Raw genomic sequence first — 22351 nt, forward strand, 5'->3', positions numbered from 1 at the left:
GTAATGCCGAAGACAAAGCGCCGGTGTATATGCGTCCCTGCAAGCAGAGGTTGTGCCATGCGCAATGAGCGAAAAGTTCTCCAGAAGCTTTTTCTTGGCTCGACTTTGCTGCTGATGGTTGCACTGGCGGGGTGCGCGGGCGGCCCGCAAAGCACCGGATCGACCCTCGCCGCGGTTCAGCCCGCCGCAGCCGCCGAGCCCCTTGCCGAGGGCGCCTATGTGCTCGGCACCTCCGACAAGCTGAAGGTCATCGTCTTCGGAGAAGCAGACCTGACGGGTGATTTCGAGGTGGATTCCAGCGGGGCCGTCGACTTCCCGCTGGTCGGGCGCGTGCAGGCCGCCGGTCTGACCTCGCAGTCCTTTGCGGCGGCGCTCACCTCCGCGCTGAAGGGCGGCTACCTGAAGGATCCCAAGGTTTCCGTGCAGGTGCAGAGCTATCGGCCCTTCTTCATCATGGGCGAAGTGGCGAAGCCCGGCGAATATCCATTCCGCAATGGCATGAACGTGGTTTCGGCCGTCGCGACCGCGGGTGGCTACACCTATCGGGGCTCCTCCAGCAGCGTTTATCTGAAGCGCGCGAACGAGCCGAAGGAGCGCAAGGTGCCCGCAACGCCCGACGTGAAGGTGGGCCCCGGAGACATCGTGCGTGTACCGGAGAGGTATTTCTGATCTCAGACCAACCCGTGATTGTATATCGGTAATACTTTTGCAATCTCAGGTTATACTTTGCATTTCATTGATGCTTAAGCGGTCTCATGCTAGAAATCTGGCTGGGAATGCGGGGATCAACCATGGTGCCGACTGGGATCAAGAGGCTGACGCTCGGCGTCGCCGCCATGTGCGCCGTGGGCGCAGTGGCTCTGCCGGCATCGGCGGCAAGTCTCGGTGCAGGATGCGTCCTGTCCGGAGCCGTCTCTCCTGATATCAATTCTGCGCTGCGCGCCGGCTCCGAGAGCACGCTCGTGGATCTCCTCGTCGGCCAGCCTTCGCTTGCGGCCGATGTGATCCTGGCCGCGCGTGATGCGGCGCCTCGAGATGCCGAAATGCTGGCGGGCGCTCTCGCCTCGGCCCGGCTCGAACTTATCTCCGCCGGACAGGAAAGCGGCGCGGCATCGATCGGCGCAGCCGCATCATGTGCCGACCGCGCCTTTCGTACGGCCCATGCGCGGGGTTTCCGCCGGCTGGTGGCCGGGGGTACCGCTCCCGGCTACGAGGTCCCGCTCTTCTACGACAATTTCGGTGGCGGTCTGGCCAGCCCCAATTAGGCGCGGCTCATAAGAACGCGGTGGAGTGCAAGGTTTGGCAAAGCCCAGGATCAGTTCAGCCTTCGTGACCGTGCTTGGCGGCTTGGCCTGCCTCGCGGGCTCGGCTGCGGCTGTCCGCGCGGCCGATATGCCCGTGAACGAGCGGGAGACCGGACCTGTGGCGGTCACGGACCGCCTGCGCCCCTATTACGATCCGGCCGGCATCCGGTATGGCGGCTTCGTGTTCCTGCCATCCGTCGCAACCTCGCTGTTCTACAATGACAACGTGACCGCGTCGGCCGACAAAGTCGGATCGGCCGAGTTCCACATCGCGCCTGAGCTGAAGATCCGCTCCGACTGGTCGCGTCATCAGGTCGACGTCTATGGCGGTGTCGATGCCGTGCGCTATTCCGACGCCGAAGAGTACGACCATGTGGATGCGATCGCCGGCGCCAAGGCGCGCATCGACGTGCAGCGCGACTTCGCGATCCTGCCGAGCGTCGAGTTCCGGCGCCAGCTGGTCCAGCCGGGCGACAGCGAGGCGCTGGTCACGGTCGACGACAGCGTCATGCGCAATGTACTCGATGGCCGGCTGGGCTTCAGCAAGCGCTTCAACCGCCTCTGGGTGGCGGGTGGCGGCGCCGGCGCGCATGTGAGCTTCGACGGCCTCGACGGCGTTCCCTTCGAGGAGAGCGCGTTCCCGGATTACACGGTCGGCAGCGGCAGCCTGCGCGTGGGCTATGACATCAGCCCGATGACGGCCGTCTTCGGCGAGGCTGTCCTCAACAGCCGCAGCTTCGACGAGGACGTGTTCGATTCCGAAGGCTACCAGCTGCGCGGTGGCGTGCGGTTCGAGGCCACGCGCCTCATCCATGGCGAGGTGTTCGGCGGATATCTGAACCAGGATTTCGACGACGCCGGTTTCGAGGATATCTCGACCTACACCTTCGGCGGCAATCTGCGCTGGTTCGCCTCGCCGCTCTGGACCGTCTGGCTCAATGCGGCGCGTGAAGCAGGCGTCTCGGGCTACGGCGACGGATCGAGCCTCGTCATGTCCTCGGCCGCATTCGGCGTGGACTATGAATTGCTGCGCAACCTGATCCTGTCCGGCTCCTTCCGTTATGTGAACAACGCCTTCGAGGGCGTCGACCGCGAAGACGAGCGTTGGCAGACCCGGTTCTCCGCGAAGTACCTGATCGACCGCCACTGGAACGTCAGCCTCGACTACAAGCGGACGGACTTCGACACCGATGCTGTGGACGTGGACAGCTATGTCCAGAACGTCTACGGCGCGACCCTGCGTTTCCAGTATTGAGGTCCACTGCCGAAGGGCTGCCGGAACGGGCGGCAATGTCTTCGAGGTGGGCTGAGCGCGGGCGGGACGTCGCGGCAGCGGCCTCCGAGATGGTCTGGTTCTGCCTTGTCCTGGTGCTTGCGGCATCTCCCTTCTGGCTCGGTGGCAACCGCCTGATCTGCTGGGGGCTCGTCTCCGTGGCGATGGGTGGTCTGGTGCTGCTGCAGGCGCTGCCGCGTCTCCTCGGCACGGCCGAGTGGCCGCTTCCGCCGAGGGCCGTGGCCGCGCCCGCGATCTTCTTCATCCTTTTCATCGGCGTGGCGTGCGTTCAGCTGCTGCCGCTTCCCGGTGCCGACCCGCTGCGCGCCAGTGCTGCCGAGGCGCTTGGACAGCCGCTTCCCAGCATGATCAGCCTCTCGCCGGACCTGACCGGCCTCGCTGTGTTGCGTGCGGTCTCTGCGGCGGCCGTCTTCTGGATCGCCGTGCAGCTCGGGCGTTCAGAGACCTTGGCGCTCAGGCTGCTCACAGCCATTGCCGCGATCGCCTTTGCCTATGCGGCCTATGGGATCATCGCCCACACCCTGTCCCCCGCCACCCTGCTCTGGTTCGAGAAGACCGCCTACCGCGACAGCGTCACCTCGACCTTCGTCAACCGGAACAGCTTCGCGACTTATGCCGGCTTGGGGCTTCTCGCGGCCGTTGCCGTCGCCACCGCCGCATTCCGCCGTGCAGCGCGCGGGCAAAGCGGCTGGCAGCGCCGGCTGGCAGCTATGATCGAAGCCTCTCCGGGACGTGCGGGACTGGCCGTGGGCGCGGCCCTGGTGCTGATTATCGCGTTGATGATGAGCGGGTCACGCGCCGGCATCGCCTGCAGCCTGGCGGCCCTGCTGGTCTTCGTGTCGGCATGTTTCATGCGCCGGCGCAGCCGCACCAGCTGGGGCCTCCTCGTGCTCATTGGCGGCGCGGCGGCGATCATGCTCGTGGCGTGGGTCTACGGCGACACCGTGGCCGGCCGCTTCGAGGATGTCGGCGACGATGCCGGGCGCCGGCTGGATGTTTATGCAGCGGTGCTGCGCGCCATCGCACTCAATCCGATGGGCACGGGTTTCGGTGCCTTTGCTGACACCTTCCCGACCTATCGGGATACCGCCATTCCCGTGCGCTTTGCGTGGGACAAGGCCCACAATTCACCCCTGGAGGCCGTGTTCGGCCTTGGCGTGATCGGCGCGGCGCCTGCCTTCGCCCTATTTCTGTCGATCCTCTGGCGCACGATGCGGGGAGTAACGGTTCGACGGCGGAACATCTTCGCGCCCGCGGTCGGCGTTGCCGCGTGTCTGCTCGTGGGCCTGCATTCATTGGTGGATTTCAGCCTGCAGGTGCAGGCGGTAACCCTCGTCTTCGCTGCGATGGCGGGCGTGGCCTACGCCCAATCCTATGGCAGCCGCGACTTCGCGCCCCTTCATGCGGAACCGGTACGCATCCGGAGAGGCCGATAACATGCATGGCCGCTTGAACGCAGCTCCGCCCGCCGAGGAGAAGTCGCTGCCCGACGCGCGTGCGCTGGTTGCCCTGCTCAGGGGGCATGCGCGGCTGATCCTGACCATTGCTGCCGGCGTGGTGGCGCTGATGGCCATCATCCTGTTCTCGCTGACACCAAGCTACACCTCGACGGTCAACATCCTGCTCGGCCCCAACAAGAGCAATGTGCTGGGGGGCGAAAGCCTGATGGCCGAACTGAGCATGGACAGCCCCATGATCGACAGCCAGGTCACGATCCTGAAGTCGGAGGCGCTGCGGCGTCGCGTCGTGGAAGCGCAGCGGCTCGATGAGGACCCGGAGTTCTCGGGTGAGAGCGGCGGGCTGTCCGGATTGGTGCGGGGACTGTTCGGCGGCGAGACGCCGCGCAGCAGTGCTCCCGGCGGTACGGGTGTGGGCTCGGCACAGATGCCGATGACTGCGCGGCAGGTCGCCGCCCTTCAGGAGCTTGGGAATGCGCTCGAGGTCCGCCGCATCGGCGTGAGCTATGTGGTGACGGTTGCGCTGTCCTCCTCCGATCCGGAGAAGGCGGCGCGCCTCGCGAACGCCTTCGCGGAAGCCTATCTGCTCGACCAGTACGAGGCTCGCTACGAGGCGGCTCGCCGCGCCTCGCAATGGTTGAGCGACCGGCTCGACACGCTGCGCGAGGAACTGCGGGTGTCCGAGCAGGCGGTGGAGACCTTCCGCACGCAGAACAATCTCGTCGAATCCAGCACCGGCAGCGTGACGGAGCAACAGCTGTCGGAGCTGAATGCCAGCCTGGTCAGCATCCGGACCGAAGCTGCCGAGAAGCAGGCGAAGTACGAGCAGGCCCAGCGCGTCATCGCGGCTGGCGGGCGCATCGACGCCATTCCCGACGTGCTGCGCTCGCCGGTGATCTCCAGCCTCCGCTCGCAGGAGGCCGAGGTCTCACGCCGCGAAGCCGATCTGGTCGCGCGCTATGGCGACCGGCATCCCTCGGTGGTCAAGGTGCGGGCGGAACTCGGCGACATCAAGCGGGAGGTCTCCCGCGAGTCCTCGCGGGTGGTGCAGAACCTCGAGCATGAGTTTTCGGTCGCCAAGGCTCGCGAGACGGCGCTGCAGACGAACCTGCAGGCACTTTCGGGCCGCACCGGTGCCGACAACCAGCTTTCCGTGCAACTGCGCGAGTTGCAGCGCGTCGCCACGGCCAACAAGGCGCTCTACGAGAGCTTCCTCTCGCGCTTCAAGCTCTCTGAAGAGCAGACCAAGCTCGATTCCTCGGAGGCCCGCGTGGTGTCGCCGGCCCTTGTGCCGACGGATCCCAGCTTTCCGAGCAAGAAGCTGTTCCTCGGGCTGTCGGTCTTCTTCGGGCTGGGGCTAGGAGTCGGCAGCGCGATGGCGATGGAGGCCCTGCGCAGCGGCTTCCGCACGCTTGCGGAAGTCGAGGAGGCGACGCAGCTTCCGGCACTCGCCTCCGTGCCGCTGCTGAAGAAAAGCGAGCTGATGGTGGACGGCAAGTCCGTCACCCCCGGCCGCTTCCTGTTGGTGCGCCCGCTGTCGCGTTTCAGCGAGGCGCTGCGCAGCGTGCGCGTGGGCGTGCAGATGTCCGACGTGGACACGCCCGCCCGGATCGTCGGGGTCACCTCGTCGGTGCCGGGCGAAGGCAAGTCCACCGTCTCCACCGCGCTGGCCCTGTCCGCCGCGCAGGCGGTGGGGCGCGTGCTCCTGATCGACGGCGATCTGCGGCGTCCCGCCCTTACGGCGTCCTTCGGGCTGAAGGAGCGCAAGGGGCTGGTGGATCACCTCGCGGGCGACGTGCCGCTCAGCGAGATCATCTTCAAGGACCCGGAGTCGAGCCTCTATGTCATCGGGGCGGGCGCCCACACGCAGGTGCCCTCCGATCTGCTGGGCTCGGAGAAGATGCGCGCCTTCCTTGCGCAGGTGCGGGAACTGTTCGACTACGTGGTGGTGGACGCGGCGCCCGTGGCGCCGGTCGTGGACGCCATCGTCCTCTCGCAGGAAGTGGACACGGTCGTCTTTGTCGCCGCCTGGAACACCACCCCGCGCGAAATGGTGCGGCGCTGTCTCCAGCGGATCGAGGGGGACCGCCGCGTCGCGGGCATCGTGCTCAACAAGGTGGACCACGACAAGGCGGCTTACTACGGCGGTGAATACGGCTACCGCAGCGATTATTCGTCCTATTATCAGGCCTGACGGGCGCAGCTTGCCGATGACCCGGGCCAGCACTTCCGGACGAGCCGTCGCGGCCGCACTGATCATTACAGCGAGTGGGATGATCTGGTACGGCGCGCGGATCGTCGTCTTTTCCGTTCATCCGCCGCGCACCGCCGAGGAGGCGCTTGCAGTGCACTGGCCCCTCCGAGGTGTGGCGCTGGAGCGGCAGGCAGGGATCGAGGAAGCATCATGGCGCGCCGGCCGCGATGACGGCGCAGTGCTGGAGCAGGTTCTCAAGGAATTGCTCGCGGTGCGTCCCGGATATGGCGCCGGCTGGGCCGCTTTGGCCAATCTAAGGCTGGCGCGCGGTGCCGCCATCGAGGATGTCATCCGCTGCCTCGATCTTTCGGCATGGACTGCGCCGCGCGAGAACGGGGTGATGCTTGCGCGCGTGGATCTTGGCCTGCGCATCTGGGAGCGGCTGGATGGCCCCCGCCAGCTCTCGATTGTCGCCGATCTCGTTGGCATAGGTGCCATCCTGCAGGAGCCGCAGATGGCGCGGCTGCGGCCGCTGCTCCTGACGCGGACCGACGAGGAGCGGGCGGCGCTCTCCGCTCTCGTGCGCACCCGCAGCGGCGGGGAGCTTCCCGGCTGGGCGCAGTGGCTGGGGCTCTAGGCTCGGGCGTCGGAGAGAATTTCAGCGAGAACGCTGTCGAGAGCTGCCTGGCCGATGGCGGCCAGCGAGATCTCGTGGGCCAAGGCCGCGGCGCGGGCACTCCGGAAAGCTCCCGGATCGCGCACCCAGTGCTCGATCATCTCCACGGCGGGCGCCAGATCGGCGGCATCACGATCGAGCAGGCAGCCCGTGCCCGGCATCACGAGCGAGGGAATGCAGCCCCGTGCGCTGGCGATGACGGGCAAGGCCGCGGCCATCGCTTCGTGCAGCACCAGGGGCTCGGCCTCGTTGGGGTAGCGGCTGGGCAGGACCAGCACGTCGGCGGCTCCGAAGAAGCGAACCTTTCCGTCGCCTGAGACCGGCCCAAGATAGCGAAGCACACCGCGGGCCTCGGCATCCTTCACCTTCCGGGCAGCGGCGTCGTCCGCAATCGACCCTGCGACCAGCGCGTCCAGGGCCAGACCACGACCACGCAGCAGGTCCAGCAGGTCGACGAAGCGGTCGGCTCCCTTTTCGCAGCTGACATGTCCCAGAAAGCCGAGTGTGCGCAGCGGGGCGTCGGGAGCCTCCGTACGCCGCGTGATGTCGATGAGGGCCGCATTCGACAGAACGCGGATATTGGCCGCGTCGGGATAGACGTGGCGGAGCTGGGCGGCCATGGCCTCGCTGAGCACGATGTGCCGGCTGGTGCGTCCAAGAACGCGGAACAGCAGTCGCGCCAGCGCGGAGGGCCGGTCGAGATAAAGATAGCCGTGGTGGTGCAGTGTGACGGGGAAGCCGCGGAGACGGGCGAGGAGCAGCGCGGCGAGGTCGAACGCCTGCCCGGAGCCGTGCGACAGCCCGCAATAGACGGCGGCCTTCCGGCAGGTCAGGGCCAGCACCGCCATGCGACCGAGCACCGGCAGGCGGGCTGCCAGCACCCTCAGAGCGCGCGGCAGGAACGTCGGGCCACGCGGTGCCGTGTCGAGGCGGAGCGTTTGGGCGCCTTCGTCTTCCAGAGCGTGCAGCATGGCCTCATTGGCGACCGCAAGGCCCATCACCGGCGGAGGAAATGCCCCCATGACGATGACTAAGGGGCCGCTCATCGTTCCCCGCTCCGTGCGATCAGGAAGTGCCACGGCTGGAACGACAGGTTGCGCAAACGCAGCCCCGCATGGACCCAAAGGGTGCGCAGCCCCGCGGCGGAGCCCGCGATTTCCGCCAGCAGCAGGCCACCGGCAAGAGCCGGCAGGCCGAGCGTGCCGAGCAGCGCCGTTCCCGCGACCAGACCGACCGCCAGTCCTGCGCAGTAAGCAAGGGCCGCGGGCATAACGCGATGCAGGGGAAGGGTTGCGTTCAGCACCGTGTCGAACACCGACCCGGCGAGCGCCACGATTGCGAGCACCCCGAGAAGTTGCCAGTCGAGCGGCACCTGCCCATGGGTCCAGATCGGCACGACCACAGGGGCTACGGCCATTGCGCCGATGAGGAGCAGCGCCGCGAAGCCGGCCGAACTTCCCAGAGCGGAGGCGACGAGATGGGCGAGCAGCGCACGCTGGCCCGATGCCGCGGCGCGTCCGATCTCCGCCTGCACGGACTGGCCGATCATCGCGGCCAGGCTGCGTGCCGTCCGCGTATAGGTGGTCAGCACCGTGAACACGGTGACGGCAGCCGGCCCGAAGGCGTGCGCGATGATGAGGCGGGGGGCGTGAAGCGCGACAAGGTTGAAGGAGAGGAAGGCAAACCAGATGCCCAAGGCTGCGCGCCAGCTGCGGAGCACCGGCGCGCGGCCGACCCCGGCCCGGATCGAAAGCCATGGAGCGAGCCGGAGGACGAGCACGGCGTCCACTGCAAGATTCAGAACCGCGGAGAGCAGCAGGATCGCGGCGATCAGGAGAGGCGAGGCCCCCAAGGCCAGCGCGAGCGCCACGGCCGCGATTTCGACGACCTTCACCGCCGCGCTCACGATGTTCGGCAGCGCCGCTCCGACGCTGGCGCTGAGCACGCCCACCATGGGCTCGATCCAGAACGATATCAGCATCGCCCCGGCCGCCATCAGCAATATGAGGGGTGCGTCCCGGGGCGGGATGATGTTCCCGGCAGCCACGCCGGTGCCGAACAGCCACACGCCGAGGCCGGTCAGCGCCACGCCGGCAAGCGTGGAGACGGCAAGCAGGGCGAGGCCCGTGACAAAGCTCTCCGAGGCAGCGGCATGATCGCCCTCCGCATGCCGCATCACGATATCGGCTGACACCGCGTGTCCGATGCCGAGGCTCGCCACCGCCGCCAGTGCCCCAAGCGAGTTCAGGGCGATCCATTCGCCGAAAGTCTGTGTGCCCCATCCCGCGAGGAGAAGAGGCACCAGAAGCAGCTGTTCCGCCAGCCGCGCAAGGCGGGACGCTCCCTGCGCGGCGAAGGCCGTGCGCACGCGGCGCATCGTGAAATCCTGGCTCATGCGCGGATGCTGCCCAACCCCGGCGGCAGGCCCGCCGCAGGAACAGGCGTACCCCATTTGCAGATGTTCTGGTAAGACTTGGCGTCTGTAGTGCATTCTACCCCGCAGCGGGGCGCGGGGGTGCGGCGTCATGAACTTCCTGTTCGTACACAACAATTTTCCGGCGCAGTTCCGCCACGCCGCAGCGGCGCTGGTGGCGGCGGGCCATTCGGTCGTGGGGCTGGGCTCGCGCACCTCTCGCGCCGTCCCCGGCGTGCGTGCGCTGCGCTATTCAACCGGCGACATGGACGTCTCGTCTTCGCACCCCTTCGCCCGCCGCTTTGACATGGAATGCCGGCGGGCCGAGCAGGTGCTGTATTCCTTGTCCTCGCTCCGGGCCTCCGGCTTCGTACCGGATGTGGTCGTGGCGCATCCCGGCTGGGGCGAGGCGCTGCCCCTGCGCACCGTCTTCCCGAAGACCCGGATCGTCGCCTATTGCGAGTTCTTCTACGGCCTTGAGGGCCGCGATGTCGGCTTCGATCCGGAGTTTCCGGAGAGCGGGCTCGACGGCCATGTCGCGTTGCACCTCAAGAATGCGGCGACGATGTTCGCCCTGTTCGACTGCGACGAGGGGCTGGCGCCCACGCACTGGCAGCGCTCCACATTCCCGGAGCCGTTGCAGCCGAAGATCCGCGTGATCCATGACGGCGTGGACACCGACCTGATCGCCCCGAACCCCGATGCGCGCCTGCGCCTGCGCTCCGGCATCGAGCTTTCCGCCCAGGACGAGGTCATCACCTTCGTGGCGCGCAATCTGGAGCCGCTGCGCGGCTATCACGCCTTCATGCGCGCGCTGCCGCGCGTGCTTGCGCAGCGTCCGAAGGCGCATGTCGTCATCATCGGCGGCGACGGCACCTCCTACGGCGCGCATCCGCCGAAGGGGCAAAGCTGGAAGGGCATCTATCTGGACGAGGTGCAGAACGGGCTCGACATGAGGCGCGTGCACTTCACGGGCTTCCTCGGCCACGAGCAATACCTGGCCGCGCTGCAGATCTCGTCCGCCCATGTCTACCTCACCTATCCCTTTGTGCTGTCGTGGTCGCTGCTGGAAGCGATGAGCGCGGGCTGCGTGGTCATCGGATCGGACACCGCGCCGGTGACGGAGGTGATTGACGGCAGCAACGGGATGCTGGTGCCGTTCTTCGACACCGATGCGCTGGCGGGCGCAGTGGTCTCGGCGCTTCGCGAGCGGCGGGGGCTCCTCGGAATGCGGGCTCGTGCCCGTGAGACGGTCATCGCGAACTACGATCTGCGGACAGTCTGTCTGCCGCAGACGCTGCAATTCCTGGAGGGTCAGTCCATCCGCCGCCGCCGCAGAGTGGCGGGAGCGGTCTGATGGCGAAGACCGCGCTCATCACCGGCGTCACGGGGCAGGACGGTGCCTATCTGGCCGACCTGCTGCTGTCCGAGGGCTACACCGTCCACGGGCTGAAGCGCCGCTCGTCCTCCTTCAACACCGGCCGCGTCGAGCACATCTATCAGGACCCGCACGAGGAAGACGCCCGCTTCTTTCTCCATTTCGGGGACATGACGGACGCCACCAACCTGATCCGGGTGGTGCAGGAAACCCAGCCGGACGAGATCTACAATCTGGCGGCGCAAAGCCATGTGCAGGTCTCGTTCGAGACCGCGGAATACACCGCCAATGCCGACGGGCTGGGCACGCTGCGGCTGCTGGAAGCCATCCGCCTGCTGAAGCTGACGGAGCGGACCCGGTTCTACCAGGCGTCCACATCCGAGCTCTATGGCAAGGCGGCCGAGGTGCCGCAGCGGGAAACGACGCCGTTCTACCCGCGCAGCCCCTACGCCACGGCCAAGCTCTATGCCTTTTGGAGCGTGGTGAACTACCGCGAAGCCTACGGCATGCATGCCTCGAACGGCATCCTGTTCAACCACGAGAGCCCGGTGCGCGGCGAAACCTTCGTCACGCGCAAGATCACCCGCGCCGTGGCCGCCATCCATCTCGGGCTGCAGGACCGCGTCTTCCTCGGCAATCTGGATGCGCGGCGCGATTGGGGCCACGCGAAGGATTATGTGCGCGGCATGTGGCTGATGCTGCAGCAGGAGGTGCCGGACGATTACGTGCTCGCGACCGGCGAGGCACATACGGTGAGGGAGTTCGTGGAGCGCGCCTTCGCCGAGGTCGGCACCGGCATCGAGTGGCGGGGCATGGGGATCGGGGAACGCGGCCTCGATGCCGCCACCGGACGCGTGCTGGTCGAGGTGGATCCGCGCTATTTCCGCCCCACGGAAGTCGATGTCCTGCTCGGCGACGCCACCAAGGCGCGGGAGCGTCTCGGCTGGACGCATGAGACGGGCTTCGACGAACTCGTGCGCGAGATGGTGGCCTCCGATCTGGAGGTCATGCGGCGTGGGGCGTCCGGCGTCGCTCATCTGAGTTCCCATGGCTGAGGTGGTTTTCCCGCTCTCCGGACGGCGCGTCTTCGTGGCGGGCCATCGCGGCATGGTCGGCTCCGCGCTGGTGCGGCGACTGGAGCGGGAAGATTGCCTGATCATCACGGCTTCGCGCGCCGACCTCGATCTGCTCCGGCAGGCCGAGGTGGAACGCTGGATGGCCGAGGCGCGGCCCGATCTCGTCTTCATCGCCGCGGCGCGGGTGGGCGGCATTCTCGCCAACGCCACACGGCCTGCCGATTTCCTCTACGAGAACCTCATGATCGAGGCCAACCTCGTTCACGCCGCGCATCTCGCGGGTGTCGCGAAGACAGTGTTCCTCGGCTCAAGCTGCATTTATCCACGCCTCGCGCCGCAGCCCATCACCGAGACCGCCTTGCTGACGGGCCCGCTCGAGCAGACCAACGAGGCTTATGCCATCGCCAAGATCGCGGGCATCAAGCTGGGGGAGGCCTATCGCCAGCAGCACGGCATGGACGTGATCTCCGCCATGCCGACCAACCTCTACGGCCCCGGCGACAATTTCGACCCCGAGACCAGCCATGTTCTCCCGGCCCTGATCCGCAAGGCGCATGAGGCGAAGCTTGGGGGTGCGTCCGAGATGGTGATCTGGGGTACCGGCACACCGCTGCGCGAATTCCTGCATGTCGACGACGCCGCCGACGCACTGGTGCATCTGGCAAAGATCTATTCCGCGCCGGAGCACGTGAATGTCGGGTCGGGCACCGATCTCCCGATCCTCGATCTGGCGCACCTCGTCGCCCGCGCCGTGGGTTTCGAGGGGAAAATCCGCACCGATCCTTCAAAGCCGGACGGCACGCCGCGCAAGCTGATGAGCGGAGAGCGGCTGCGCGAGCTCGGCTGGGCGCCGCGCATCGGCCTCGAAGAGGGCGTTCGCTCCGTCTACGAATGGTTTCTGCGCCAGCAGCCCGGCCCGGAGGCACGTGCAGCCGGGTGATGTCCGGGGTGACCGCCACTCCTCGGGGCCGCGCCCATGAGGCTTCTCGTGGTCGGCATCAACTACACCCCTGAGTTGACCGGGATCGGCAAGTACACCGGCGAGATGTGCGCCTGGCTTGCAGGACGTGGACACGATGTCCGTGTCATCACCGCGCCTCCGCATTACCCCAGCTGGCAGATCGGCGAGGGCTATGACGGCCGCGGTTACCGCCGCGAGCAGCGGGATGGCGTCGAGATCGTCCGCTGTCCGATCTACGTTCCGGCGGATCCGCGTGGCGCGAAGCGCATTGCCAGCGGCGCCAGCTTTGCCGTGAGCGCCTTCCCAGTCGCCGTGCGGGAAGCACGCCGGCTCAGGCCCGACGTGGTCGTGGGAATAGCCCCATCGCTGATGTCCGCCGGTCCGGCATTGGCGGCGGCAGCGCTGTCGGGGGCGCGATCCTGGCTGCATGTGCAGGACTTCGAGGTCGATGCCGCCTTCACCCTCGGCGTCGTGAAGGGGCGATTGGCGCAGAGCGCCGCCTTGCATGTTGAGCGTGCGCTGCTTCGCCGCTTCGATGCCGTCTCCACCATCTCGCCGCGCATGGTCGAAGGGTTGATGCGGAAGGGTGTCTCGCCGGATCGCGTCCGCGAATTGCGGAATTGGGTGGACACCGATGCCGTGCGCCCGCTCGACCGCATGACCGGCTATCGCGCCGAACTCGGGCTTACCCGGGAGCACGTGGTCGCGCTCTATTCCGGCAGCATGGCTGCGAAGCAGGGGCTGGAGCATCTGGCGCCCACCGCCCGCCGGATGGCTCTGGCACGACCGGAACTGATCTTCCTGCTCTGCGGCACGGGCTTCATGAAGCCCGTGCTGATGGATGCAATGGCGGGACTGCCGAATGTGCGGTTCCTCGACCTTCAGCCACTCGACCGGCTGCCGGAACTGCTCGCCACGGCGGACATCCACTTGCTGCCGCAGCGCAGCGAGATCATGGACCTCGTCATGCCGTCAAAGCTGCCGCCCATGCTGGCCTCAGGCCGCCCGGTCGTCGCCATGGCCGCCGAGCGCACGCAGGTTGCCGTCGAGGCCCTGGGGCGGGGGCTGGTCGTTCCGCCGGGCGACGAAGCCGCATTCTCGCACGCCCTGTCACGGCTCGCTGCCGATGCGGACCTGCGCCGCAGGCTGGGAGAGGAGGGGCGCGCCCGCGCCCTTGCGCATTGGAGCCGTGACCCGCTGCTTCTCGCCTTCGAGGAAGAATTGTCCGGTCTCGCCGAGGAGCGCTGGCGCAGCTAGGGCTTGATGACGAGGCCCTGTCCGGAGGGCAGTTCGAGGATGCGGATGCCGCGCGCCTTCATCCACTCCTGCTCGGCCATGTGCTGCGCGCGGTAGTTCCACCAGCCGTAATCGTCGAACACCACGACCCCGCCCGGGGAAACCCGATCCCACAGATGCTCCAGCGCCTCGATCTCCGAACGCGTGGAGTTCAGGTCAATGTGCAGATAGGCGATGGCGTCCGGTGACTGGCCGCGGAAGGAGTGCGGAACCACGCCCCGCACGACGCGGACATTCCCGTAATCGGCGAAACGTTCGAGAACCTTCTCGTAGAGGCCGGGTTCGCGCAGCGCCGGGCTGTCGTGGCCCTCGCTGTCATAGGCGGCCGGAATGCCTTCGAAGGTGTCGTAAAGCCAGAAGGTCCGATCCACCGTCTCGAAGCCGATATAGTCCGCCACCACCGCCGAGCAGAACCCGCGCCACACGCCAAGTTCCACGAAGTCGCCGGGCACATGCAGCGCCTGATGCGCGGCCCAGATCAGGGTGTTGAGCCGGAAGCCGAGGCTCTGTTCCTGCGTGTTCCGCGCCTGCCGCCGCAGCACGTCCTGATAGTGCGGCTCATCGAACAGCGAGAAGGTGCGGCCGAGCGCGATCAGATTGTCGGTGGCATGCACGCGCCCGAACAGGCCGCCGAGACGGCGCAAGGCGTCCTTCAGAAAGGCCCGGTCGGCGGGATCCCGCAAATTGCCATAGAACAAGGGCTTCTCCCGGGCCGTGCCGCGCGTGTCTAGCCGGCGCTGTAGGAACGTGCGGGGGCGGCGCTCGCCGGGCCGAAGCCGGCTTCGAGGAAGTTGCACAATTCCTTGATCTCAAGATCGGCCATGCCGCCGGGCTTCTGCTCGAACACCGAGGAGCCCGTGGAAAAGGCGCGGAGAAAGGTGGTGCGGGCACCCACGGCCGGTGCGACCGGCTCGCCGAGTTCCAGCAGTTCCTCGACGATCTGCCGTCCTTCCAGTGTGCGCAGGTCCACGCGGTTCGGCACCAGCACGACATTGAGGCGCGGCCGGCGGCGCTCCCGCACGGCACGCACAATATCGAGCGTCTTGAGGGTGGCATCGACATCGAGGCCGGACGGCGTGCAGGGGATCAGGCAGACCGTGGACAAGGCCAGTGCCGCTGCGACGGAGCGTTCATTCGGCGAGGTGTCGATGACGATGCAGTGGTGCGGCACCTTCCTCACCTGCTCGGCCCATTGCGTGACGGCGTCGCCGTTCAGGCCGATCTCATAGACGGGGAAGGTGAGGTTGCCCGGTTCTGCCCAGGCGCAGGAAGAAGCCTGCGGATCGGCGTCGATGAGCCCAAGATCGGCGCCCCTCCGTCGCAGTTCCGACGCAACGGAAACGGCCAAAGTCGTCTTTCCGACCCCGCCCTTACGCTGCACAAAGGAAATGATGTAGGGCATCAGACCACCGCTGGATTTCTATGTACCCTGATTCTTTAGCGAAAGAAGGGCGGATGCTCGTTCAGGGCCTCATACCACTGACCGGCGATGTTTCCTCCAGGCGCATCTTCTCGCCGCTGGCCTATCGCCTCGTCCGCGAAGCGAACATCGTCCCCATCGTCTATACCGAAGCCATGCGCCTTGCGTCGTGGTTTCCGCTGGCATGGCAGCGGCAGGACAGAGGCGTTCAACTGGTCGCGCTGCGTTCGCTCCTGCCGCAGATAGGCGCGGTGCCCGCGCCGGTGCGGGGCTCGTTCAACCATCTTCCTGTGCTGCTGCAGGCCTTTCCCTTCGGGCTCGACCCGTCGCAGCCCATCGGGCACGCTTCACCCAAGATGCTGTGCGATGACGTGGCGGAGTTTGCCGACAATGTCGGCGCGCCCATAACCACGCCTGACCACAAGCTGAGCCGCGCGACGCTGCAGCGCTTCGCCGCGCTCGACTTCTTCTGCGAGCACGCCCCCGCAACCGAAGCGATCGGACGAACGCTGCTCGACGGAGGCCTTCTCGAGCCATGGCAGCTGGTGTTCGACGTCGAGGGCACGAAGGTCGACATCCCGGACATGCTCATCGTCAGGCAGTCCCTTTTCGCCGCGGGCGGACTGGCTTTCGTGATGGCGCGGCATGGAGCCATGGCCGCCCAGCTCATCGGGTTGCACCGGCTCTCGCTCTACCGTGCCGGCATGCTGCTGGCCGCCGCGCGTGCCGCGGCCAGCAAGCCCGAGAGCGAGCAGGACTTTCTGCTGTCCTCCGATCAAGGCGACTGGGAGGACTAGGTGGCGATGGAACGAACCATTCTCGCGGATGCCGGCACCCTCCGCCTGACACCCCCGAAGGCCTTCGGCTTCGTCGAGGAGCTTGGCGGGCTGCCCATCGCCTTGAGCGAGTTTCACCTGTCGAGCCACTTCTTTCCGCTGGCTGTGCGGTTCAGGGGCGACCGGCCCGAGCTCTGCGTCATCGTGGCGCCGGGCTATCTGAAGAAGCCCCTCGTTGCGCCCAATGGCGAATGGCTTGGTGGTTACCGCCCGCTGACCCTCCGGGCGCAGCCATTCGAACTCTCCGAAGGCGGCACCGGCGATGCGATGCGTGACGTGCTCCTGCCAAGGTCGTCGCCGCTGCTCGGTGGGGAGGGCGCGCCCCTGCTGGAGAACGGTGCCCCGTCGCCCATGATGCAGAAGCTGCATGAGATGCTCGTCGGCGTCCGGCAGTCCGCGCGGCAGATGGTGCCCGTGCTGGACCGGCTCTTCATGGCCGAGCTGATGGTGCCGCTTCTCGCGGGCTCTCGTGCTGAGGCGGCGGACCCCTTCTTCGTTGTGGACCGCGACCGGTTCTCGGCTCTTTCAGGCCGCGGGCTGCGGGCCATGGCGCGAGTGGATTTCCACGCCGTGGAAATCGCCGTGGCATGCATCTTTTCGCAGCGCCTGCTGAAGCCGGAGCGCATGGCGCAGAGGAGCAATGCTGCGGCTGCGGAACGTCCGTCGGAAGCGAACCCCGCCGACTACACGCCCTTCCTTGCCGGCCTGTCCGACCTGCCCGCCGTGCTCGACGAGGGGGAACTGTTCAGCTTCGACGATCTGGACAGCCTCCACCTTTCCGTGGAGTGAACGGCCTCAGCGCTCCCGCATCGCGGTGTTGATGCGGTTCATCAGCGGCGCGACGAGGTAGGACAGCATGGTGCGGTCGCCCGTGCGGATGATGACCTGGGTCGTCATGCCGGCGGACAAGCGGCCAGCGATGTCCTCCGGCACGCTGCCGCCGTCCACGGCCACTTCGACGGCGAAATAGGGCCCCAGCTGCGGCTGCTGCGGATCTGTGATGCTGTCGCGCGAGATCGCGGTCACATTGCCCTCGATGACCTGGCTCTGGAACTTCACGAACTGCGGTAGGCGGATCTCGACGCGCGCACCGTCTTCCACGCGATCGATGTCGAGGGGCGAGACGCGCACACGCACGACCAGATCGTCGGAGAGCGGCGCGATGTCGAGGATGGGATCACCCGCCCTCACCACGCCGCCCACCGTGAACACCTTCATCTCCTGCACCGTGCCGTCCACGGGCGCCCGGATCTCGCCACGCTTCACCGCGTCGCTGGTGATGACCACCTTCTGCTGAAGCTCGCCGAGCGTGGCGCGCACATCGGACATCATGGTCGCCGCCTCCTGCCGGTAATCCTGCTTCAGCTGGTCGATCTTGGCCGCGACCTCCTCGACTTTGTTGCCGGCCTCGCCGCGTGCGATCTGCGCGGCTTCAAGCTGGCCTTGCGTCTGCATCATCTGGCGCTCCAGCGCGGTCACGCGGGGCAGGGGAACCAGGCCGCGCTTCATCAGGTCCTTCAGGGCCGGAAGCTCGGTGTTTATGGAGCCGATCTGGTTCTTGGCCGTCTGCTCCTGCACGCCGGCCTGCTCGATCTCCTTCAGCGCCTGGGAGCGCTGCGCCTCAAGCACGTCGATGGCGCTCTGCAGGCTCCTCTTGCGCGATTCGAACTGGCGGCTGTTGTCCATGATCGATGTGGAAATCAGGGGATCGTTGCGGAGCGAGGTCACCTCAGGCGGGAACACGACCTCGTCCTTCATGTCGCGCTGCGCGAGCAGGCGTGCCTCCATGGACAGCGCGATGGCAAGCTGCTGCCGGTTGGCAAGATCCGTCGCTTCGGCTCGCGTGGGGTCGAGCCGCACGAGGAGGTCGCCCTGCTTCACCTTCATGCCGTCGCGCGCGAAGATTTCGCGCACAATGCCGCCCTCGAGGTGCTGGATCGTCTTGCGGCTGCCGGCCGACTGGATGGAGCCGGATGCGAGCACACCGGAACTCAGCCCCGCGACCGCCGACCAGCCGCCGAGCCCGACAAAGGTGAAGATGACGACGAACAGGCCGACGCGCACCGTGCCCCGCCAGTCGGCGGACGGGACGGGATCGGTCGATGGTGCAGCGAGCTCTTTCATCGGTCGGCTCCGGTCGATTTGAGCGTGCCCTGTATGACGGACAGGGCGGGGGCGGGCTTCAGGCGCGGCATGCGGCTGGCGATCAGTTCACGCGAGCCGAAGGCCTGTACCGTCCCCGCATTGAGGACGAGGATGTCGTCGCAATAGTTCAGCAGGTTCATCTTGTGGGTCACGACGACCACGGTGATGCTCATGGACTGAAGCTTCTGGATGGTGGTGGCCAGTGCCTGTTCGCCCTGTGCATCCAGATTGGCGTTCGGCTCGTCCAGTACAATGAGGCGGGGTTCGCCGTAGACCGCGCGGGCAAGGGCGATGCGGTGGCGCTGGCCGCCCGAAAGGACATGGCCGCTCGGCCCCACCTTCGTGTTGTAGCCCTCGGGCAGGGAGCGGATGAGTTCCTGAATGCCGATCATCTCGGCCGCGGCGATAACGTCCGCCATCTCGAAGTCGGGTTCGAACCGCGCGATGTTCTCGGCGATCGTGCCGGGGAGCAGTTCCACCTCCTGCGCCAGATAGCCGAGGCGACGGCCCAGCGCGTCCTCGTCGACATGGCTGAGATCGTGGTCGCCCAGCGACACGGTCCCGCGCCGCGGCTGCCAGACGCCGACGAGCACCCGGGCCAGGCACGATTTGCCGGCACCGTTGGGCCCGACCACCCCAAGCACCCGGCCCTGCGGCAGGGCAAAGGTGACGTCGTTGAGGATGATGCGCTCTTCACCCGGAGGGGTGGCGAAGACGCGCTGGACGGAAAGTGTGCCGCTGACATCGTGCAGCGAGATCTTGGCGGGCCGCTTCTCGGCAGTGGCGAACAGCCCGTTCAGCCGGGAATAGGAGGCCGCAAAGCCCGTGAACGCGGCCCAGTTGGTGACCACGCCGAGAATAGGCGTGATGCCGCGGGACATGGCCATGCTGAGCACCAGCAGGCCGCCGAAATTCATCTCGCCGATGATGTAGAGATAGCCGCCAACCGAGAACAGCAGGATCATCTGCGAATTGCGGATGAACAGCAGGATGCCCCCGACCAGCCGCGTCCTGTCCCCGCCGGCGTCGCGCCAGCCAAGCATCGCGGAGTGGTAGTCGTACCAGCGGCGGCGCAGGGCGACGATCATGCCCAATGCCCGCACGCTCTCGGTGTTGCGGGCGACCGCGATTCCGAACTCGTTGGCGGACTGCGAGGCGCGCTGATACTGGGCGGTGTGCTGGCGGCTGAGGCGCTCGTTCATGATCGAAAGAGCGGCCGACAGGCCCCACACCACCACGGCCATGACCACGAACACCCAGTGCACCAGCGCCATGATGAAGATGAAGACAGGCGACCACAACGCGTCCATCACCGTCAGCACATTGGGGCCGGACAGGAAGTCGCGAACGATGTTGAAATCGGCGATCAGGCTGGTGGAGACCGACTTGTTCTGCACGGAGGACGAGCGGTGCAGCGCATCGAACAGTCGCCGGCTGAGGCGCTGGTCGATCTCGATGCCGATCCGCCCCAGCGCCTTGCGTCGGACCACGTCAAGCACGCTGTAGATCGCCATCATGAAGAGCGCGATGACCGTAAGCGCCACCAGCGTGCTGATGCTGCGGCTGGAGACCACGCGGTCCATCACCTGCTCCGCGAACAGCGGCGCGGCAAGAAAGATGATGGCCAGGAAAAGGCTGAAGCCCAGCAGGACGCCGTAAGCGGGCCCGAGCGGGCGCAATTCCCTGAGAACGGGAGACAGCTTGTCGTTCGGGTTCATCCTGATCTCACCCCGCAGGCGCCGCCGTCGGCACGTCTGGCCGCTCTGACTGACGTGCAACGCACGCGTCGCCCGTCCGCAGGATACGTTAAACCGTCCAAAGCAGGCAAACGTAAGACGCCCCTGCCTGTTGCCGGATAGTCACGCGTAAGCTTCCCGGATTCGCGAATTCGGGCACGATTATCTTAAAACTTCTCCAACGTGCACAGAATATCGGCGTTCGCGGAGCATCTGTGATGCATCTTGCGCATGACCGGCGATGACTGCCTATCGCAGGTTGCGGCAATGCAGTTATCTGAAGGTAATCTGCGCGGTAGGGTTGCAGTATTCTTTATTCGTGAAAATGTAATAGGCATCGACTATACAGCCGCTGACAGAACAGAACGCAGCTTCGTTGACATCTTGGCAGCTATGAACTAGAAGCGCTGTCACGGGTTATCGTTACCTTGGCTTATGATGTTTTGGCGGGCGTCCTAGTTGAGGCGGGTCGCCTAGCCTAAGCGGATGCGGACGCTGAAGTATCAGCGCAGAAAGCCACCAGTTTTAGCGGCGGAAGGGGCGGTCGATGGCCACTTATGATCTTAATGGAGCTCAGCTCGACGCTGAATTGTCGTCGAACTTTGATGCTGCTGTGCGTGAACAGATTCTTGATTACCTGGACGATCAGGGCGTCTTCCTCAACGGAAGCGCGACCACAAGCGAAAGTGGTTACGGCGTCACTGCCGATCCTGCTGAAGTTGTAATCGTCAGTCAGCCCATTCAACCTTCGGTAACGTTCTCTGGCAACAACACGCCCGACGCGTTTATCGTCGACACCACCGCGGATGCGCGAGTTGTCGTCGGATCTACCGAGGATCTTCTTGTCGTCACCAGCACGGGCGACGACTACGTAGAGTTGATTTCTTCGGGTGACACAACCGTTCTCACCGGCGCCGGCGAGGACACGATCAAGGCTGGCGCAGGCGCTGACACGGTGTTCGCCGGCGAAGGCAGCGACCTGCTCGTCGCAGGCTCCGGCAATTCGACGCTGTACGGTGAAGGCGGCGACGACGTGCTGTACGAGAATGGTTCCGCCGGAAGCATTCTCGACGGCGGCGCCGGCAACGACACGCTGTATGCAGGCGGCGGCGTCGGTGACACCCTCCTGGGTGGCTCGGGCTCCGACTACCTCTTCGCAGTCGACGGCAACAACTCTCTCGACGGCGGCGCTGACAACGACTCGCTCTATGCCGGTTCGGGCGTCGACACCCTGCACGGTGGCGATGGCAGCGACACGCTCTACGCGGGATCCGGCTCGGGCGAGCTGCACGGCGACGCAGGCGACGACCTCATCTGGGGCGCCACTGGCTACGACCTCTACGGCGGCGCCGGCAACGACACCATCTGGGCATCGAACGAGGGCTCGCTCGCTAACGGCGGCGCGGACAACGATCTCGTTTATGGCGGCCAGGGCAGCGACACCCTGTATGGCGGCTCCGGCGACGACGTCATCTTTGGCGAAGGCGGCAACAACGAGCTGTACGGCGATGCCGGCAGCGACACCATCTACGGTGGCTCGGGTGCCGACACCATCTCGGGCGGTGACGGCAACGACATCATCTACGGATCGGCCGAGGGCGGCGAGATCTACGGCGATGCGGGCGCAGACACGATCTATGCCAGCGACGCTTCCACGCTCATCGACGCAGGCGCAGACAACGATCTCGTTCAGGGCGGTGCGGGCGACGACACCATCTTGGGTGGCGAAGGCAACGACACCCTTCTGGGCGGCGCTGGCGACAACGAGCTCTCCGGCGGCGCTGGCGACGACTGGCTGCTGGCCGGCTCGGGCGAAGACACCCTGTTCGGTGGCGAAGGCAACGACAGCTTCATCAGCGGCCAGACATCTGCCGAGATGTATGGCGATGCCGGCAACGACACCTTCTACATCGTCGGTGCAACCAGCGACACCATCTCCGGTGGCGAAGGCTTCGACACCGTGGACTTCTCGATCGCGGGCGGCGACTACATCACCCGCAGCAGCGAGGATGCGACGATCGAGACGGTGGATGGCATCACGACCGTGTCCTTCGAGGATGGAAGCACCGTCCAGCTCACGGGCGTCGAGACGATCCGCTTCACGGACGGCGACGTGCAGATCTGATCAGTCAGCCTCCCGGAAACGGGAGGCGCACAAGACCACT

General features: G+C 66.3%; 20 protein-coding genes. 14 read left to right on the top strand and 6 right to left on the bottom strand.

The window, feature by feature from the left end:
• Nucleotides 1-57 precede the first annotated feature (57 nt).
• The 6 genes from SCD90_RS06725 (at nt 58) to SCD90_RS06750 (ending at nt 6886) form a co-directional block, all read left to right on the top strand.
• On the top strand, nt 58-669 hold the full coding sequence (locus tag SCD90_RS06725; protein ID WP_319843881.1) for a polysaccharide biosynthesis/export family protein: 612 nt from the start codon (nt 58-60) through the stop codon (nt 667-669).
• Nucleotides 670-791: 122 nt separating this feature from the next.
• Nucleotides 792-1265 carry a hypothetical protein gene (locus tag SCD90_RS06730; RefSeq protein WP_319843882.1) on the top strand — a complete coding sequence of 158 codons (474 nt, stop codon included), beginning with the start codon at nt 792-794 and terminating at the stop codon, nt 1263-1265.
• Nucleotides 1266-1299: 34 nt separating this feature from the next.
• Entirely contained in the window at nt 1300-2559 is a 1260-nt protein-coding gene (locus tag SCD90_RS06735) for an outer membrane beta-barrel protein (protein ID WP_319843883.1), read from the top strand.
• Between the two features lie 35 nt (nt 2560-2594).
• Nucleotides 2595-4034, top strand: coding sequence for an O-antigen ligase family protein (locus tag SCD90_RS06740; RefSeq protein ID WP_319843884.1), 1440 nt, complete (start codon nt 2595-2597; stop codon nt 4032-4034).
• A gap of 13 nt (nt 4035-4047) precedes the next feature.
• Entirely contained in the window at nt 4048-6249 is a 2202-nt protein-coding gene (locus SCD90_RS06745) for a GumC family protein (protein WP_319843885.1), read from the top strand.
• Between the two features lie 16 nt (nt 6250-6265).
• On the top strand, nt 6266-6886 hold the full coding sequence (locus tag SCD90_RS06750) for a hypothetical protein (RefSeq protein WP_319843886.1): 621 nt from the start codon (nt 6266-6268) through the stop codon (nt 6884-6886).
• Here SCD90_RS06750 and SCD90_RS06755 read toward each other — a convergent pair.
• Nucleotides 6883-7971, bottom strand: coding sequence for a glycosyltransferase family 4 protein (locus SCD90_RS06755; RefSeq protein ID WP_319843887.1), 1089 nt, complete (start codon nt 7969-7971; stop codon nt 6883-6885). The two genes, SCD90_RS06750 and SCD90_RS06755, sit on opposite strands and share 4 nt — an antisense overlap.
• Nucleotides 7968-9320, bottom strand: a complete 1353-nt coding sequence (locus SCD90_RS06760) for a polysaccharide biosynthesis protein (protein WP_319843888.1) — start codon at nt 9318-9320, stop codon at nt 7968-7970. Before SCD90_RS06760 ends, SCD90_RS06755 begins: the two co-directional genes overlap by 4 nt.
• 130 nt (nt 9321-9450) lie before the next feature.
• Between SCD90_RS06760 and SCD90_RS06765 the strand changes: the two genes are divergently transcribed.
• Genes SCD90_RS06765 through SCD90_RS06780 form a run of 4 tightly spaced genes read left to right on the top strand, consistent with a single transcriptional unit; the run spans nt 9451 to nt 14010 of the window.
• Complete coding sequence (locus SCD90_RS06765) at nt 9451-10695, top strand: glycosyltransferase (protein ID WP_319843889.1); 1245 nt, start codon at nt 9451-9453, stop codon at nt 10693-10695.
• Nucleotides 10695-11771 carry a GDP-mannose 4,6-dehydratase gene (gmd, locus tag SCD90_RS06770; RefSeq protein ID WP_319843890.1) on the top strand — a complete coding sequence of 359 codons (1077 nt, stop codon included), beginning with the start codon at nt 10695-10697 and terminating at the stop codon, nt 11769-11771. Before SCD90_RS06765 ends, gmd begins: the two co-directional genes overlap by 1 nt.
• Nucleotides 11764-12732: a GDP-L-fucose synthase gene (gene fcl / locus SCD90_RS06775; protein WP_319843891.1), complete on the top strand. Its 969-nt coding sequence runs from the start codon at nt 11764-11766 to the stop codon at nt 12730-12732. The genes gmd and fcl overlap by 8 nt, the downstream gene beginning before the upstream one ends.
• 36 nt (nt 12733-12768) lie before the next feature.
• Nucleotides 12769-14010: a WcaI family glycosyltransferase gene (locus SCD90_RS06780; RefSeq protein ID WP_319843892.1), complete on the top strand. Its 1242-nt coding sequence runs from the start codon at nt 12769-12771 to the stop codon at nt 14008-14010.
• Here SCD90_RS06780 and SCD90_RS06785 read toward each other — a convergent pair.
• Both SCD90_RS06785 and SCD90_RS06790 read right to left on the bottom strand, forming a co-directional pair.
• Nucleotides 14007-14747 (bottom strand): TylF/MycF/NovP-related O-methyltransferase, encoded by a 741-nt coding sequence (locus tag SCD90_RS06785; RefSeq protein ID WP_319843893.1) that lies wholly within the window; start codon nt 14745-14747, stop codon nt 14007-14009. The genes SCD90_RS06780 and SCD90_RS06785 overlap by 4 nt on opposite strands.
• A gap of 29 nt (nt 14748-14776) precedes the next feature.
• Nucleotides 14777-15451: a ParA family protein gene (locus SCD90_RS06790; RefSeq protein ID WP_319843894.1), complete on the bottom strand. Its 675-nt coding sequence runs from the start codon at nt 15449-15451 to the stop codon at nt 14777-14779.
• A 53-nt stretch (nt 15452-15504) separates the two neighbouring features.
• Here SCD90_RS06790 and SCD90_RS06795 point away from each other — a divergent pair, with 53 nt between their 5' ends.
• Nucleotides 15505-16266, top strand: a complete 762-nt coding sequence (locus SCD90_RS06795) for a SapC family protein (RefSeq protein ID WP_319843895.1) — start codon at nt 15505-15507, stop codon at nt 16264-16266.
• Between the two features lie 6 nt (nt 16267-16272).
• Entirely contained in the window at nt 16273-17094 is an 822-nt protein-coding gene (locus SCD90_RS06800) for a SapC family protein (protein ID WP_319844129.1), read from the top strand.
• A gap of 6 nt (nt 17095-17100) precedes the next feature.
• Here the strand turns inward: SCD90_RS06800 and SCD90_RS06805 are convergent, their stop codons facing one another.
• Nucleotides 17101-18429, bottom strand: coding sequence for an HlyD family type I secretion periplasmic adaptor subunit (locus SCD90_RS06805; protein WP_319843896.1), 1329 nt, complete (start codon nt 18427-18429; stop codon nt 17101-17103).
• Entirely contained in the window at nt 18426-20168 is a 1743-nt protein-coding gene (locus tag SCD90_RS06810) for a type I secretion system permease/ATPase (protein WP_319843897.1), read from the bottom strand. Before SCD90_RS06810 ends, SCD90_RS06805 begins: the two co-directional genes overlap by 4 nt.
• Before the next feature lie 249 nt (nt 20169-20417).
• On the opposite strand from SCD90_RS06810, the gene SCD90_RS06815 reads away from it, so the two are divergent.
• Together SCD90_RS06815 and SCD90_RS06820 are read left to right on the top strand one after the other, a co-directional pair.
• Entirely contained in the window at nt 20418-20588 is a 171-nt protein-coding gene (locus SCD90_RS06815; RefSeq protein WP_319843898.1) for a hypothetical protein, read from the top strand.
• A 211-nt stretch (nt 20589-20799) separates the two neighbouring features.
• On the top strand, nt 20800-22311 hold the full coding sequence (locus SCD90_RS06820) for a calcium-binding protein (RefSeq protein ID WP_319843899.1): 1512 nt from the start codon (nt 20800-20802) through the stop codon (nt 22309-22311).
• Nucleotides 22312-22351: the final 40 nt, after the last annotated feature.

It is taken from the genome of Terrihabitans rhizophilus (assembly GCF_033898525.1).
GTDB classification, from domain to species: Bacteria; Pseudomonadota; Alphaproteobacteria; order Rhizobiales; family Methylopilaceae; genus Flaviflagellibacter; species Flaviflagellibacter rhizophilus.